17 protein-coding genes are annotated in these 15,299 nt (G+C 69.4%); all 17 read left to right on the forward strand.

Features of this window, described 5'->3' with window-relative positions; all coding sequences use genetic code 11:
* Window positions 1-287, forward strand: a 287-nt coding sequence (gene infC / locus WEB06_10290) for a translation initiation factor IF-3 (protein MEX2556012.1), incomplete at its 5' end; no start/stop codon positions are given.
* Between the two features lie 8 nt (window positions 288-295).
* A complete protein-coding gene (gene rpmI, locus WEB06_10295; GenBank protein ID MEX2556013.1) occupies window positions 296-490 on the forward strand; it encodes a 50S ribosomal protein L35 in 195 nt (64 codons plus the stop codon).
* Window positions 491-493: 3 nt separating this feature from the next.
* Window positions 494-871, forward strand: a complete 378-nt coding sequence (gene rplT / locus WEB06_10300; GenBank protein MEX2556014.1) for a 50S ribosomal protein L20 — start codon at window positions 494-496, stop codon at window positions 869-871.
* Complete coding sequence (locus tag WEB06_10305) at window positions 868-1,650, forward strand: RNA methyltransferase (protein ID MEX2556015.1); 783 nt, start codon at window positions 868-870, stop codon at window positions 1,648-1,650. Before rplT ends, WEB06_10305 begins: the two co-directional genes overlap by 4 nt.
* Window position 1,651: 1 nt before the next feature.
* Entirely contained in the window at window positions 1,652-2,698 is a 1,047-nt protein-coding gene (locus WEB06_10310; GenBank protein ID MEX2556016.1) for an ATP-binding protein, read from the forward strand.
* An 8-nt stretch (window positions 2,699-2,706) separates the two neighbouring features.
* Window positions 2,707-3,735 (forward strand): phenylalanine--tRNA ligase subunit alpha, encoded by a 1,029-nt coding sequence (gene pheS / locus WEB06_10315; protein MEX2556017.1) that lies wholly within the window; start codon window positions 2,707-2,709, stop codon window positions 3,733-3,735.
* Window positions 3,732-6,125, forward strand: a complete 2,394-nt coding sequence (pheT, locus tag WEB06_10320) for a phenylalanine--tRNA ligase subunit beta (protein MEX2556018.1) — start codon at window positions 3,732-3,734, stop codon at window positions 6,123-6,125. The genes pheS and pheT overlap by 4 nt, the downstream gene beginning before the upstream one ends.
* 292 nt (window positions 6,126-6,417) lie before the next feature.
* Window positions 6,418-7,452, forward strand: a complete 1,035-nt coding sequence (argC, locus tag WEB06_10325) for an N-acetyl-gamma-glutamyl-phosphate reductase (protein MEX2556019.1) — start codon at window positions 6,418-6,420, stop codon at window positions 7,450-7,452.
* Window positions 7,449-8,618, forward strand: coding sequence for a bifunctional glutamate N-acetyltransferase/amino-acid acetyltransferase ArgJ (gene argJ, locus WEB06_10330; protein ID MEX2556020.1), 1,170 nt, complete (start codon window positions 7,449-7,451; stop codon window positions 8,616-8,618). The genes argC and argJ overlap by 4 nt, the downstream gene beginning before the upstream one ends.
* Window positions 8,619-8,650: 32 nt before the next feature.
* Entirely contained in the window at window positions 8,651-9,466 is an 816-nt protein-coding gene (gene argB / locus WEB06_10335; protein ID MEX2556021.1) for an acetylglutamate kinase, read from the forward strand.
* 13 nt (window positions 9,467-9,479) lie between these two features.
* Window positions 9,480-10,682 carry an acetylornithine transaminase gene (locus WEB06_10340; GenBank protein MEX2556022.1) on the forward strand — a complete coding sequence of 401 codons (1,203 nt, stop codon included), beginning with the start codon at window positions 9,480-9,482 and terminating at the stop codon, window positions 10,680-10,682.
* Entirely contained in the window at window positions 10,679-11,062 is a 384-nt protein-coding gene (locus tag WEB06_10345; GenBank protein ID MEX2556023.1) for a cytochrome c, read from the forward strand. The genes WEB06_10340 and WEB06_10345 overlap by 4 nt, the downstream gene beginning before the upstream one ends.
* Window positions 11,059-11,442: a response regulator gene (locus tag WEB06_10350; protein MEX2556024.1), complete on the forward strand. Its 384-nt coding sequence runs from the start codon at window positions 11,059-11,061 to the stop codon at window positions 11,440-11,442. Before WEB06_10345 ends, WEB06_10350 begins: the two co-directional genes overlap by 4 nt.
* Window positions 11,439-12,353, forward strand: a complete 915-nt coding sequence (gene argF / locus WEB06_10355) for an ornithine carbamoyltransferase (protein MEX2556025.1) — start codon at window positions 11,439-11,441, stop codon at window positions 12,351-12,353. Before WEB06_10350 ends, argF begins: the two co-directional genes overlap by 4 nt.
* Entirely contained in the window at window positions 12,350-12,826 is a 477-nt protein-coding gene (argR, locus tag WEB06_10360) for an arginine repressor (protein ID MEX2556026.1), read from the forward strand. The genes argF and argR overlap by 4 nt, the downstream gene beginning before the upstream one ends.
* Window positions 12,826-14,028: an argininosuccinate synthase gene (locus WEB06_10365; GenBank protein ID MEX2556027.1), complete on the forward strand. Its 1,203-nt coding sequence runs from the start codon at window positions 12,826-12,828 to the stop codon at window positions 14,026-14,028. The genes argR and WEB06_10365 overlap by 1 nt, the downstream gene beginning before the upstream one ends.
* On the forward strand, window positions 14,025-15,296 hold the full coding sequence (argH, locus tag WEB06_10370; GenBank protein MEX2556028.1) for an argininosuccinate lyase: 1,272 nt from the start codon (window positions 14,025-14,027) through the stop codon (window positions 15,294-15,296). Before WEB06_10365 ends, argH begins: the two co-directional genes overlap by 4 nt.
* Window positions 15,297-15,299: the final 3 nt, after the last annotated feature.

Genomic DNA, 15,299 nt, shown 5'->3' on the forward strand with positions numbered 1-15,299 from the left:
AAGAGATGAAGATGCGCCCGAAGATCGACCGCCACGACTACGCGACGAAGAAGGGACACATCGAGCGGTTCCTGGGTCAGGGGCACAAGGTGAAGCTGACCATCATGTTCCGGGGCCGCGAGATGGCCCACCCGGAGCTGGGCCAGCGGATCCTCGAGCGTCTCGCGGAAGACCTGTCACCGATCGCGCACGTCGAGGTGCCGGCCAAGCTGGACGGCCGGAACATGACGATGATGTTCGCGCCGACCCGCAAGGGACCGAAGGCGGCGCAGGCAGCGGAAGGGTAGGAGAAGCGATGCCGAAGAAGAAGACGCACCGCGGCGCCGCCAAGCGCATGCGGAAGACGGCGACCGGAAAGGTCATGCGCGGTCGCGCCTTCATGTCGCACAACTACGGCAAGAAGAGCGCGCGACACAAGCGGCGTCTCACGCCGATGGTGCCGGTCTCCAAGGCCGACGCGAAGCGCGCGACCGAACTACTGGGGGGCTAGACGATGGCACGGGTGAAGCGGGCGGTCGGCGGACTCAAGAAACGCCGCGCCGTCCTCGAACGAGCGAAGGGATACCGGGGCTCGCGCAGCCGCCACTACCGCGCCGCTCGGGAGCAGGTCCTGCACTCGATGCGATACGCGTACGCCGACCGGCGCAAGCGCAAGGGCGACTTCCGGCGGCTCTGGATCGCTCGCATCAACGCCGCCAGCCGCGAGCACGGCATGTCCTACAACCGGTTCATGAACGGGTTGAAGCTGTCTGAGGTCGAGGTCGACCGGCGGATGCTTTCCGAGCTGGCCGTGAACGACAAGGCGGCTTTCGGTGCGCTGGTCGAGGTCGCCCGCGCCGGGCTCGAGCGCACCGCCGGCCGGGGCGAGTGATCTCCAACCCAAACAACCCTCAGATCCGAGCGGTCCGCAAACTGCGCAAGCGTCGGGAGCGTGAGCGACGCCGCGCGATGCTCGTCGAAGGCCATCGTGGCGTCGGCGTCGCCATGCGGACGGGCACCCCCCTGCTCGAGCTCGTTCATACGACCGACGCGGCAGCCAGACGTCCCGACATGCTCCAAGAGGCGCGCGCTTCCGGCGCGAAGATGCTCGAGGTCTCGCCGGCCGTGATGGCCTCGCTGACCGCGGTGGGATCGTCGCCCGACGTGCTGGCGATCGTCCCGCTCCGCGAGGCGAGCCTCGAGGAGGCGACGGGGGCATTCGGCCTCGGCGCGGTGCTGGCCGGCGTGCACGACCCCGCGGCCGCCGGGTCGATCCTCGCATCGTGCGCCGCCGCCGGAGGCTCGGTCGTGATAGCGACGACCGGCACCACGGATCTCTTCGCGCCGAAGGTGGTTCGCAGCGCCGCCGGCGCTCACTTCTTGCTTCGGATCGTGTCGGGGGTCGACCCCGCCGCCTGTGCCGAATCCTTGAGGATGGCCGGCGTCGGGCTGGTGACCGTCACTCCCGACGGGGAGGATCTCCCGTCCTCCCGATGGACGGAGCCGGTGGCCGTGGTCGTCGGCGAGGATGGGGCGCTGCCCGACGCCATGGCCCACCCCGTCCGGGTGCGGATAGCCGACCCAGAGATGAAGATCCGGCCTCCGCTCGCGGCCGAGGCCGCGGTCGTATTGTTCGAGGCAGCGCATCGCCGCAGGAACGGGAACGGGTGACATGGACGAAGCGTTGCTCGACGCGCTGCCCGACGGAGTGGTCGTGATCGGCCCCGACCGCACGGTGCAGAAGATGAACCGCGCCGCCGAGCGCCTCACCGGCTGGTCGCGCGCCGAGGCGGCCGGTTCCTTCTACGGAGCCGTCCTCCCGCTGCGTGACGCATCGGGATTCCTCGTCCACGAGCACGCCGACCCCTTCCGCGGCGGGCTCTCCACCGTGACGTCCACCCCCGAGATCGAGTACGCGCTCGCGCGCCGGGACGGCACCGAAGCTCCCGTCGCCATCCGCGCGGCATTCATCCGGGACGGCGATCAGCGCCTGGAGTCGGTCGTCGTGTCGCTCCGCGAGATCGGGAGCAGGAAGCGCCTCGACCGGGCCGCATCCGACCTGATCTCGACCGTCTCGCACGAGATCCGCTCACCGCTCACCTCCGTCAAAGGGTTCACGTCTACTCTGCTCTCGAAGTGGGAGCGGTTCTCCGACGAGCAGAAACGCGTCATGCTCCAGACGATCAACTACGACGCCGACCGGGTCACCCGTTTGCTGGGCGACCTGCTCGACGTGTCGCGGCTCGAGGCAGGCCGCTTGGAGCTCAAGCGCCAGGAGGTAGATCTCGCTGCGATCGCGACCGACGCGGTGGCGCGGCTGCGCTTGAACGCCGAGGAGCACCGGCTGGAGGTCTCGTTCCCCGTAGCCTTTCCGAAGATCACCGCCGACCCCGGCCGCATCGAACAGGTTCTGATCAACCTCATCGAGAACGCGATCAAGTACGCGACACCGGGAACGGTGACCGTCTCGGGCGAGGACGCCGGAGGCCACGTGGTCGTCCGGGTGTCCGACGAGGGAGAGGGGATCGACCCAGACCACTTGCCGAACATCTTCCTGAAGTTCTACCGGCGCGGCAGCGGCGAACGACGCACCGGCACCGGTCTCGGCCTGTACATCTGCCGGGGGATCGTTCAGGCGCACGACGGCGACCTGATCGTCGAGCGCAGCGATCCCACCGGGACCGTCTTCGCCGTCCGGCTCCCCAAGGATCCCCAATGACGAGCGACATCCGCAGCCGCGTGGAAGCGGCGCGCGACGAGGCGCTCGCGCGCGTCGCGAGCTCCGGCACGCTCGCCGAGCTGCGCGAAGCCGAGGTCGCCACGACCGGTCGAAAAGCGCCGCTGTCGGAGCTCAAGTCCGGGATGGGCGCGCTGCCCAACGTGGAGAAGCCGGTCGCCGGCCAGGCGATCCAGCAGGCGATCAAGGCGGTGGAAGCCGCGCTCGCGGACCGCCGGGCGACCCTCGAGACACAGGAGGAGACGGCCGCGCTCGCCGGGGATCGCGTCGACGTCACACTGCCCGGACGCGCCATCCCGCCCGGGCATCCGCATCCGGTCTCGCTCATGCTTTATCGGATCGTCGACGTGTTCGTCGCGATGGGGTACCGCGTGGCCGAGGGCCCCGAGGTGGAAACGGACTGGTACAACTTCGAGGCGCTGAATATCCCGCCGGACCACGCCGCGCGCTCCATGTGGGACACGCTCTACATCGAGGGCGCGGCCACGTTGCTGCGAACGCACACCTCGCCGGTGCAGATCCGCGCGATGGAGAAGCAGCCGGCCCCCATCTACATCATCGCGCCGGGCAGGACCTTCCGACGGGATGCGTTCGACGCAATCCATTCGCCGGTCTTCCATCAGGTCGAGGGACTCGCGGTCGATCGCGGCATCACCTTCGCCGACCTCAAGGGAACGATCGACGCCTTCGCGAAGGAGATCTTCGGCCCCGAACAGCGCATCCGTTTCCGGCCGTCGTACTTCCCGTTCACCGAGCCGTCGGCCGAGGTCGACGTCGCCTGCCCCAACTGCGAAGGCGTGGGTTGCTCCGCGTGCGGACGCAGCGGGTGGATCGAGTTGATGGGTGCCGGGATGGTTCACCCACAGGTACTGCGCAACGCCGGCTACGACCCCGAGGTGTTCACCGGCTTCGCGTTCGGTATGGGGCCCGAGCGCATCGCGATGCGCGCGTTCGGCATCACCGACATGCGTCAGCTCTTCGACAACGACGTCCGTTTCCTCGCGAGGTTCGCCGGATGAAGGTTCCTCTTTCCTGGCTTCGTGAGCTCACGCCGGTCGAAGCATCGGCCGAGGATCTCGCGGCACGACTGCCGGTCCACGGCCTGACCGTCGAAGAGGTCGTTCGCCCGGGAGCCGACATCTCCGGGGTCGTCGTCGCCCGCGTGCTGGAGATCGAGGAGGTCCCCGGCGCCAACAAGGTCATCCTGTCGCGCGTCGATGCGGGCGACGGTCCGCGCGAGGTATTCGTCGGCGTGCGCAACATCGCCCCCGGCGACCTGGTTCCCTACGCGACGCCAGGCTCGCGGCTGCCGGGTGGCCGCGAGATCGGCCGGCGCGAGATGTTCGGACGGATGAGCGAGGGGATGCTCTGCTCTCCGAAGGAACTCGGCATCTCCGACGACCATTCGGGGATCCTGATCCTCGAGCCCGACGGCAAGCTCGGCCAGAACGTACGCGAGACCCTGGGCCTCGACGACGCGATCCTCGACATCGACGTCACGCCGAACCGCCCGGACCTCCTCTCGATCGTCGGCGTCGCGCGGGAGGTGGCGGCCCTGTACGGTTTGCCGCTCACGATCCCCGAGGCCGGCCTGCACGAAGCCGGACCCCAGTCGTCGGAACTCGCGGCCGTCACGGTCGAGGATGCCAAGGGCTGTCCCCGATACCTCGCGCGCGTCATCACCGGCGTGCGGGTCGGGCCCTCGCCGGGGTGGATGCAGCGCCGGCTCCTCGCCTGCGGGATGCGGCCGATCTCGGGTCCGGTCGACGTGACGAACTACGTCCTGCTCGAGCGCGGTCACCCGCAGCACGCGTTCGATCTCGCGAAGCTGCGCGGCCGGGCGATCGTCGTGCGGAAGCCGCGGAAGGGGGAGCGCTCGCTCACGACCCTCGACGGTGTCGAGCGCACGCTCGAGCGCGACGACGTCCTGATCTGCGACGCAGAAGGCCCTGTGGCCGTCGGTGGCGTCATGGGCGGCAGCGAGTCGGAGGTGGGGGAGGAGACGACTGAGATCCTGCTCGAGGCAGCGTACTTCGACCCGAGGCGGATCCTGCGAACGGCGCGGCGACTCGGACTGCGGACCGAAGCCAGCGTGCGTTTCGAGCGCGGCGCCGATCCCGAGGCTCCGCCTGAAGCTGCCGCGCGCGCCGCCGCGCTCATCGCGGAGATCTGCGGCGGCACGGTCGCGCCCGGAGCGATCGACGTGTATCCCAAGCCCATCACGTCCAAGCCGATCCGCCTGCGGATCGCTCGCGCGAACGCCGTGCTTGGTATCAAGGAGACGCCGGATGAGATGGCGTCCGGGCTGAAATCGCTCGGGTGCCGCGTGGAGTCCCAGACGCGGACGGCCCTCCGCGTCGTCCCGCCGACCTTCCGGCCCGACCTCCGGATCGAACCCGATCTCATCGAGGAGGTCGCCCGCCTCTACTCGTACGAGCGGATCCCGATCACGCTGCCGGCATCGGGACGCGTCGGCGGCCTCAGCCCGGAGCAAACCCTTCGCCGGCTGATCAGGCGGCTCATGCTCGGCTCGGGGCTTTCCGAGGCGCAGACGCTTTCGATGCTGCCGCCCTCATTGCCCGACCGGCTCGAGCTCCCCCCCGATCATCCCTGGCGGAACACGCTCGTGCTCGCGAACCCGTTGTCCGAAGAGGAATCGGTTCTGCGGCCGTCGCTGATCCCGGGGTTGTTGCTGGTCGCGTCGAAGAATCTCGCGCGCCGGAACACGACCGTGACGGTGTTCGAGATCGGGAACACATTCGCGCCTTCCGACCAGGAGCTCCCCACCGAGCACTTGCGTGTTGCCTGGCTTCAGACGGGACCGGTTCCGACGTCGTGGCACCGGCCGCATCGGGACTTCGACTTCTACGACGCCAAAGGCGTACTCGCCCGCGTGGTCGAGGGCCTCGGCATCGAGGGCGTCGAGGTCGAGGTGTCCGAGCCGGCGCCGATGCACCCCGGCCGGGCTGCACGCATCCTGCTCGGCGGCGCCGAGATCGGGCTCGTGGCCGAGCTTCATCCACGTGCGGCTCGAACACTGGACCTTCCCGCGCGCGTCGGGGTGGGAGAGCTCCTCCTCGTGCCGCTGATCGCCGCGGCTCGCACCTCAGCGCCGGGAGACCTGCCCCGCTTCCCGGCCGTCACGCGCGACCTGGCGCTCGTCGTGTCGGAGACCGCCCCCGCCGCCGAGGTCGAGGCCGTCATCCGCGACGCCGCCGGCGACCTGCTGGAGGCCGTGGACGTCTTCGACGTGTACCCGGGAGAGGAGTTCGGCCGGCCTGGGAAGGTCAGCTTGGCCTTCTCAATCTCGTTCCGTCATCCCGAGCGGACGCTGACCGACGCCGAGGTCGCTGAGGTCATGGCGGCGATCGGAGCCGCGGTCGGCACGGCCGGCTGGGTCGTCCGCTAAAGCGACGAACCGGACGACCGACGCGATGCGCGGTTGACCTTACACCCCTTGTGGTGACACCATTTGGGTGGTTTCGTCACCGCGTCATCCGTGGGGGTCGCCTCTGAGCAGGCGGCAGGGGGAGGTGGAAGGCCGTGCTGTTCATCGCGATCATCCTCTACGCCGCCGCGATCGTGGCCGTGGCCCACGCATTGGCGCGCGAGTAGCCACCCGGATCGCCGTTTACGGCCGCACGGACACGAGCCCGATCCCGCTTGAATAAATATTCATCCTGTCGTATATATTGCTCCACATGTCCTTCCGGGTTGGGGTGGTCGGCGCTTCCGGGTACACGGGGGCGGAGCTGTTGCGGCTCTTGGCGGCCCACCCCGGCCTCGAGCCCGTGGTCGTCACGTCGCGCGAGTTCGCCGGGAAGGACGTCGCGTCGGTTTACCCGAACCTCGTCGCCTACGCCGGCCGGTCCTACGACGAGCTCGACCCCGCCAAGCTCACCGATCTGGATCTCGTGTTCCTGGCCCTTCCGCACGGTGCCTCGATGGAGCTCGGCGCCCGGATCGCCGAGGCCGGAGTCAGGGTCGTCGACCTGTCGGCCGACTTCCGGCTCGAGGACCCGCACGCGTATCGGGAGTGGTTCGGCTCTGCTCACACCGCGCCCGAGTGGCTCGGGAAGTGGGCGTACGGCCTTCCGGAGCTCCACCGCCAGGAGATCGTCGGTGGCCAGGCGGTCGCGAATCCGGGCTGCTACCCGACGGCAGCGCTTCTCGCACTCGCGCCGCTGGTGACGGGACGCCTGATCGATCCGGCGTCGATCGTCGTCAGCGCCGCCTCAGGCGTTTCCGGTGCGGGCCGCGGTTTGAGCCCCGGCGTGCACTTCGCGAACGTCGACGCGAGCTTCAAGGCCTACACAGTCACCGGCCACAAACACACTCCGGAGATCGAGCAAGAGCTCTCGCGCCTGGCCGGGGAACACGTGAACGTGTCGTTCGTGCCGCATCTGGTTCCCATGCCGCGCGGGCTGCTCGCGACCTGCTTCGCGGGGCTGGCACCGGGTGTCGATCCCGTCGCGGTCGCGCAGGCACCGGCGACGTTCTACGCGAGCGAACCCTTCGTCCGTGCCACTCCTGCGCCGCCCGAGACGAAGTACACCCTCGGCTCCAACGCTTGCCATGTATGGGCGACCGCAGACGTGCGCACGGGACGGGCGATCGCGATCGCGGCGATCGACAACCTCGGGAAAGGCGCCGCCGGCCAGGCGATCCAGAACGCGAATCTGATGCTGGGATTGCCGGAAACGCTCGGGCTGACGGCCGAGGGCTTGTTCCCGTGAACCTTCCGCAGGGGTTCCGCGCGAGCGGCGTAGCGGCCGGGCTCAAGGCTTCCGGCCGTCCGGATGTCGGCCTGCTGGTGTCCGACCTGCCGGCCCTGGCCGTCGGTGTGTTCACGACCAACCGGGTGCAAGCCGCGCCCATCGAGGTCACGAAGCGGCACGTGCGGAGGGGTTCCGCCCGCGCCGTTGTGGTGAACGCCGGCAACGCCAACACCTGCACCGGCTCGCAAGGGCTGAAGGACGCGCGCGCTATGGCGAAGGAAGCGGCGGCCCTGCTCAAGACCAAGGAACAGCAGATCCTGGTCGCGTCGACCGGCGTCATCGGCGTTCCGATGGACATGGCCAAGACCCGGGCGGGGATCGCGGCTGCTGTGGATGCGCTCGCTCCCGGTGGGCTCGACGCGCTGGCCGGCGCGATCATGACGACCGACACCCGGCCCAAGACGGCGGCGGCCGAGGTTCCCGGCGGCTCGATCGTCGGCATCGCCAAGGGCGCCGGCATGATCGCTCCCGAGATGGCCACGATGCTGTGCTTCCTGGCAACCGACGCGCCGGCGGACCGGGGAGTCCTTGCGCAGGCGTTGCAGCGGGCGACCGCATCGAGCTTCAACCTGATCTCGGTCGACGGGTGTCGCTCCACGAACGACTGCGTCCTCTTCCTCGCGAACGGCGCCGGCGGCGGCGAGCCGCTGACGGCGTCCCACCCCGAGCTCCAAGCGTTCGAAGCCGGCGTCGCCGAGGTTTGCCGCTCGCTCGCTCGCCAGATCGTGGAGGACGGCGAGGGGGCGACGAAGGTCGTGGCCGTCACGGTCAGGGGAGCCGTCAACGATCGTGAGGCGCGCGAGGCGGCGCTGCGGATCGCCGATTCGGTCCTGCTCCGCTGCGCGCTGCACGGCGCAGACCCGAACTGGGGCCGCGTGCTCGCCGCGCTCGGCACCACCCGCATCCCGTTCGACCCGCACGTCGTCGACGTTTGGCTCGGTGGCGAACTGCTCGCGAAGGGCGGAGCCCCCGGCCCCGGCGATCGTGACAAGGCGCGCGCCGTGCTGCTCGAGCGTGAGGTCGAGGTGCTGATCGACCTGAACCGCGGCGACACGTCGACCACGGTGTTGACGAACGATCTCTCACCTGAGTACGTCCGCATCAACGCGGAGTACTCGACGTGACGCTCGACGCGACGGGCAAGGCGCGCATCTTGATGGAGGCGCTGCCCTACATCAAGCGCTACCACGGCCGGACGGTCGTGGTGAAGTACGGCGGCGCGGCGATGGAGGATCCGGCGCTCCGCGCCTCATTCGCGAACGACATCGTTCTTATGCGCTACGTCGGGATGAATCCGGTCGTGGTCCACGGCGGCGGCCCGCAGATCTCAGCGCACATCAAGCGCCTCGGCGGCGAGCCGTCCTTCGTCGGCGGGTACCGCGTTACGACCGCCGCCGACCTCGAGGTCGTGCGGATGGTGCTCGTCGGGGTCATCAACAAGGACATCGTCTCGCTGATCAACCGGCACGGCACGCTCGCGGCGGGGCTTTCGGGCGAGGACGGGAACCTGATCTCGGTCCGTCGCAAGAAGCACCCGGCCGGCGATCTCGGTTTCGTCGGCGACGTCGAGCGGGTCAATCCCGGGATCCTGACCGACCTGCTGCGCGACTTCATCCCGGTGATCGCGTCGCTCGGCGTGGATCCCAAGGGCCAGCCCCACAACGTCAACGCCGACGAGGTCGCCGCGGCCGTCGCCGAGGCCCTCGGCGCCGACAAGCTCGTCTATCTCACGAACGTTGCCGGCATCCTCGGCTCGCAGGGCGAGCTGATCGGGCAGCTATCCGCCGATCGGGCCGCCGAGCTCAAGGCGACGGGGGCCGTCGGCGAGGGCATGATCCCGAAGATCGACTCTGCCCTGGACGCCATCAAGGGCGGGGTTCCACGCGTCACGATCCTCGACGGGCGCATGGAGCACGCGCTCCTGCTCGAGATCTTCACCGACTCGGGTGTCGGCACGATGGTGACGGCGTGAGAGGATGGCGGTCGTGACCTTCGAGCAGATCCGCGAGGCAGAGTCTCGCTACCACATGCGCGTCTACGGCCGGCAACCGGTCGCGTTCGCGCGGGGTGAGGGCGTGCGCCTCTGGGACGTGGACGGCCGCGAGTATCTCGACTTCGTGGCCGGGATCGCCGTGATGAGCGTGGGGCACTCTCACCCGAAGGTGGTCGAGGCGGTGCGTGAGCAGAGCGGCACGCTGACGCACGTCTCCAACCTCTACTTCACCGAGCCGCAGATCGCGCTCGCCGAACGCTTGCACGGGCTCCTGGGGTGGGGCCGGGTGTTCTTCGGCAACTCCGGCGCGGAGGCCAACGAGTGCGCGATGAAGCTCGCGCGACGCTGGCAGCGCGAGAACGGGCGGCCGGATCGCACCGGCGTCGTGGCGGCCCTCGGCTCGTTCCACGGCCGCACCGTCGCGACGCTGGCGACGACCGGGCAGCCGGCGAAACATGAGCCGTTCGCGCCGCTGCCGTCCGAGCTCGTGCATCACGTGCCGCTGAACGACGCCGAAGCGCTCGAGGCCGCTCTCAAAGACGACATCGGCGCGTTGCTGCTCGAGGTCGTGCAGGGCGAGGGCGGCATCGTTCCGGCGACACCCGAATATCTCAAGGCCGCGCGCGAGCTCTGCGACGAGCGGGGGATCCTGCTCCTTTTCGACGAGGTGCAGACCGGACTCGGACGCACCGGGCGCTGGTTCGGGTTCCAGCACTCCGGCGTCGTGCCCGACGTCGTGACGCTCGCGAAGGCGCTGGGCGGAGGCCTTCCGATCGGCGCGTGCGTGGCGCGGGAGGACGTCGCCGACGCGTTCCGTCCGGGCGACCATGCGACGACCTTCGGCGGCGGCCCGGTGCCGTGCGCGGCCGCGCTCGCAGTGCTCGACGTGATCGAGAGCGAGGGTCTGGTCTCCAACAGCGCGCGGATGGGGGAGCGACTCGCCTCCCGGTTGCGGGACAGGTTCGCCGACACGCCGGCGGTCGTCGACGTGCGAGGGGTAGGACTGCTCGTCGGCGTGCAACTGGCCGGTGAATGGTCCAAGGATGTGGTCGACGCCGCGCGGGACCGCGGCCTGCTGGTCAACAACGTCCGGCCCGACACCGTACGCATGTCCCCACCCCTGATCGTCTCCGAAGCCGACGTCGACCAGGCGGTCGACGTGCTCGCCGAGGCCATCTCGCAGGTGGCGCCGTGAGCGAGCGAGGGTCGGTCAAGGCGTGGGTCCTGGCGTTCGTGCTGAGCGCCGTACTCGGCCTGGGCGCGCTCATCGGGATAGGACGCCTGGTCGGCGCCAACAAGTTGCCGGGTGAGCCGCAAGCGAACCCGACCTCGCTGGAGGGTCGGACCCTGTACGTCGAAGCGAACTGCGCGGGATGCCACGGCATCGACGGCGCCGGAATCCGGGGCCCGTCGTTGGTCTCAGGAACGGGTGCGGGGCTGTCTCTGGAGGAGGTCATCGCCAGGGTGACCAACGGGAAGCGGCTCGCCGGTATGCCGAAGTTCGAGGGTTTCCTAAGCGAGCAACAGATCAAAGCCGTTTCGGAGTATGTCGTGAGCCTTCGAGGTGCACGGTGAGCCCGCCGCCGCTGATCCTCATCGTCGAAGACGACCCGACGGTTCAAGGCCTCCTCAAGGTCTTGATGGAGACCGAGGGCTACGACACGATGACCGCCAAGGACGGGCTCGAGGGCCTCCTGAAGGCGGAGATCCGTCATCCCTCGATCATCATCCTCGACATCATGATGCCCAACGTGGACGGCGAGCGGGTGTTGGAGGAGATGCGCTCGCGAGCCGATCTGGCGAACGTTCCGGTGCTCATCGTCACCGGACGCGCCGACGCGCACGCTGCGTTCGACGGGCTCGTAGGCCGGAACAACGTGATCCCGAAGCCGTTCGACCCCGAGGAGCTCACGAAGCGCGTCGCGGATCTCCTGGCCGGGAAAGGAGTCAAATGACCGAGCGCGACTTCATCTCCATCGACGATCTCGACGCAGACGAGCTCGCGCACCTGCTCGACCGGGCCGCGGCGATGAAAGCCGACCGGACGCCGACGAAGGTGCTGGCCGGGAAGACCATCGCGATGGTGTTCGAGAAGCCTTCGACCCGGACGCGCATCTCCTTCGAGGTCGGTATCGCGGAGCTGGGAGCGCATCCGCTTCCGCTGTCGAGCGCGGAGCTCCAGCTCGGCCGCGGCGAAACGATCGAGGACACCGGCCGGGTGCTATCGCGCTATGTCCACGGGGTCGTGGTGCGGACCTTCGAGCAGGAGCGACTGGAGCGCCTCGCCGATGCCGCCTCGATCCCGGTGATCAACGCGCTGTCCGACCTCGAGCATCCCTGTCAGGCGCTTGCGGATCTCCTCACGATCCGCGAGAAGAAGGGGAAGCTGAAGGGCGTGCGGCTGACCTACGTCGGCGACGGGAACAACGTCGCGCATTCCCTCCTCCTCGCCGGTGCCCTGGCCGGCATGGACGTCGTCGTCGCGACGCCTCCCGGTTACGAGCCGATCCCGCAGATGGCCAAGCGCGCCGCGATCATCGCCGAGTCGACCGGCGGCAGCGTCGAGGTGACCACCGACGCCGTGGCCGCAGTGACCGGCACCGACGTCATCTACACCGACGTGTGGGCCAGCATGGGTCAGGAGCGGGAGGCCGAGGAGCGGCGGCTGATCTTCGCGCCCTATCAGGTGAACTCGGTCCTGGCCGCCCGCGCGGCCGACGGCGCGATCGTCATGCACTGCCTGCCCGCCCACCGCGGCGAGGAGATCGCCGACGAGGTCATCGACGGGCCGCGTTCGGTCGTGTGGGATCAGGCGGAGAACCGGCTCCACACGCAGAAGGCGCTGATGGAGTGGCTGCTCCGATGAAAGCGCAGAGGCAGCGCCGCATCGTTCAGCTGCTGCGCCGGCAGCCGGTGTCGAGTCAGGATGAGCTTGCGCGCCTCCTGCGCAGGCACGGGGAGCAGGTCACGCAAGCGACGCTGTCGCGCGATCTCGAGGAGCTCGGCGCGATCCGGACGCGCGAGAACGGACGCGTCGTGTACCGCCTCCCCGAGGAGCCGCCCTCCGGCGAGAACTGGCTCCGGCACATGCTCCAGGAATTCATGCTCGAGGTCGAAGCCTCAGCGAGCCTCGTCGTGATCAAGACGCCTCCCGGAGGCGCGAACGCGGTCGCCCGGGCGCTCGACAGCGTGGGGCTCAAAGACGTGATCGGTACCGTCGCGGGAGACGACACGATCATGGTCGTATGCCGCGACGGCGTCCGCGGACAGACCGTGGCCCGTCGGCTGCGAGCGCTGGCCGGCCAGTTCGCGGAGATCCGCTCCGAAGGAGGTTCGTAGTGGCGCAGAGTCGTTGCGTCCTGGCGTACTCCGGTGGCCTCGACACGTCGGTGGCGATCGGATGGCTGCAGGACAAGTTCGGGTTCGAGGTCGTCGCCCTCGCCGTCGACGTCGGTCAGGGCGTCGACCACGAGGCGCTGATCGAGCGCGGCCGGGAGTGCGGCGCCACACGGACGATCGTCGTCGACGCCCGCGAGGAGTTCGCTCGCGACTTCGCCCTGCGTGCCCTTCGCGCTAACGCGCTCTACATGGGCAAGTACCCGCTCGTCTCGGCGCTGTCGCGCCCGTTGATCGTCCGGCATCTCGTGCGCACCGCGCGCGAGCTCGGCGCGAACGCCGTCGCACACGGGTGCACCGGTAAAGGCAACGATCAGGTCCGCTTCGAAGTCTCGGCCGCTGCGCTCGCCCCCGACCTCGAGGTCGTGGCGCCGGTGCGCGACGCCGGCCTTACGCGCGACGCGGCGATCGCCTACGCCGAGGAGCGCGGCATCCCCATCCCCGTCACGCGCTCGAGCCCGTACTCGATCGACGAGAACCTGTGGGGCCGCACGATCGAGTGCGGGGTGATCGAGGATCCATGGGAGACGCCGCCGGCCGACGCGTTCGCCTGGACCCGGGAGATCGCCGACACTCCGGATGAGCCCGAGCACCTTGTGATCGGCTTCGAGCGCGGGGCCCCCGTGTCGCTCGACGGTTCTGCCGTCGGTCTCGCCGACCTGATCACCCGGATGGGGGAGCGCGCCGGCGCGCACGGCGTCGGACGGATCGACATGATCGAGGACCGCCTGGTGGGCATCAAGAGCCGCGAGATCTACGAGGTCCCCGCCGCGCTGACGCTGATCGCCGCCCACCGCGACCTCGAGGACCTGACCCTCGAGCGCGGCCTGGGCGCGTTCAAGCGCCACCTCGAGCCGACCTACGCGGAGCTCGTCTACAACGGGCTCTGGTTCTCGCCGCTGCGCAACGCGCTCGACGCCTTCATCGAGTCCTCGCAGGAGCACGTCACCGGCGAGGTTCGCATCCGGCTGCATAAGGGGACCGCGACGATCGAAGGACGCCGCGCCGAGAAGCCGCTGTACACCCACGGCCTCGCCACCTACGAGTCCGGCGACGCCTTCGATCACCAAGCCGCGGCCGGCTTCGTGAAGCTTTGGGGCTTGCCGGTCAAGGTCTGGGCCGAGCAGCAAGGAACGGACGAGTGACGCGGCTCTGGGGCGGACGGTTCTCCAAGGACCCCGCGGCCGAGGCGATCGCCTTCACGACTTCGATCGGCTTCGACGTGCGCCTGGTCCACCTCGACTGCGCGGTGCTCGCGGCCCACACGCGCGCGCTCGCGCGCGCCGGGATCGTCCAAGAGGACGAAGCCGGCCGGGTCGCCGACGCGCTGAAAGACATCGCCGAAGACATCGCCTCCGGCGAGTTCGCCGTCTCGCCGGCCGACGAAGACATCCACTCGGTCGTCGAGCGCGCGCTGCTCGAGCGGCTCCCCGACGTAGCCGGGAAGGTCCGCGCCGGCCTATCGCGCAACGACCGCATCGCCGCCGCGTTCCGGCTGTGGGTGATCGACGCGATCGGGGACATCACCGCCCGGCTCGGCGGGCTGATCGAGACGCTTCGCTCGACCTCCGCGCGCCATCCCGACGCGGTGCTGCCCGGCTACACCCACCTACAGCGCGCCCAGCCGGTCCGGCTCGCCGACCACCTCGACGCGCACGCCGACGCTCTGGCGCGCGACGCCGACCGGATGGCCGACGCCGGTGACCGTGCCGATGCGTCGCCGCTCGGCGCCGCGGCGCTGGCCGGGACCACGCTGCCCATCGACCGGGACGCCACCGCTCAGGACCTCGGCTTCGCCGCCGTGATCTGGAACACGCTCGACGCGGTCTCGGCACGCGACTTCGCCGCCGAGTTCCTCGCGGCCGCAGCGATCTGCGGCGTCCACCTGTCGCGGCTCGCTGAGGAGATCGTACTCTGGACCACCACGGAGTTCGGCTTCGCGGAGCTCGACGACTCGTTCGCGACCGGCTCGAGCCTGATGCCGCAGAAGAAGAACCCGGACGTGGCCGAGCTCGTCCGCGGGAGGTCCGGCCGGCTGATCGGGAACCTGACCGGGCTCCTCGCCACGCTCAAGGGACTCCCGCTCGCGTACAACCGCGACCTCCAGGAGGACAAGGAGCCGGTGTTCGACACGGCCGACGCGCTCGCCGGGGTGGTGAGCGCGCTCGACGGCATGATCGGGACGCTACGCTTCCGAACCGACCGCATGGCGGAGGCCGCGTCCGACTGGACGCTGAAGGCCACCGCCCTCGCCGAGGAGCTCGTCCGCCGTGGAGTACCGTTCCGCGACGCGCACGAGGTGGTGGGGAAGCTCGTATCGAACGGAAGCTCGCCGCAGGCCGCGAAGAAGTCCGAGCTGTCCGCGCTCCACCGCGAGCTCCCCGACGCGGTACGCGCGATCTTCCCGAAGTAGCTC

This window comes from Actinomycetota bacterium (genome assembly GCA_040905475.1).
Lineage (GTDB): Bacteria > Actinomycetota > AC-67 > AC-67 > AC-67 > DATFGK01.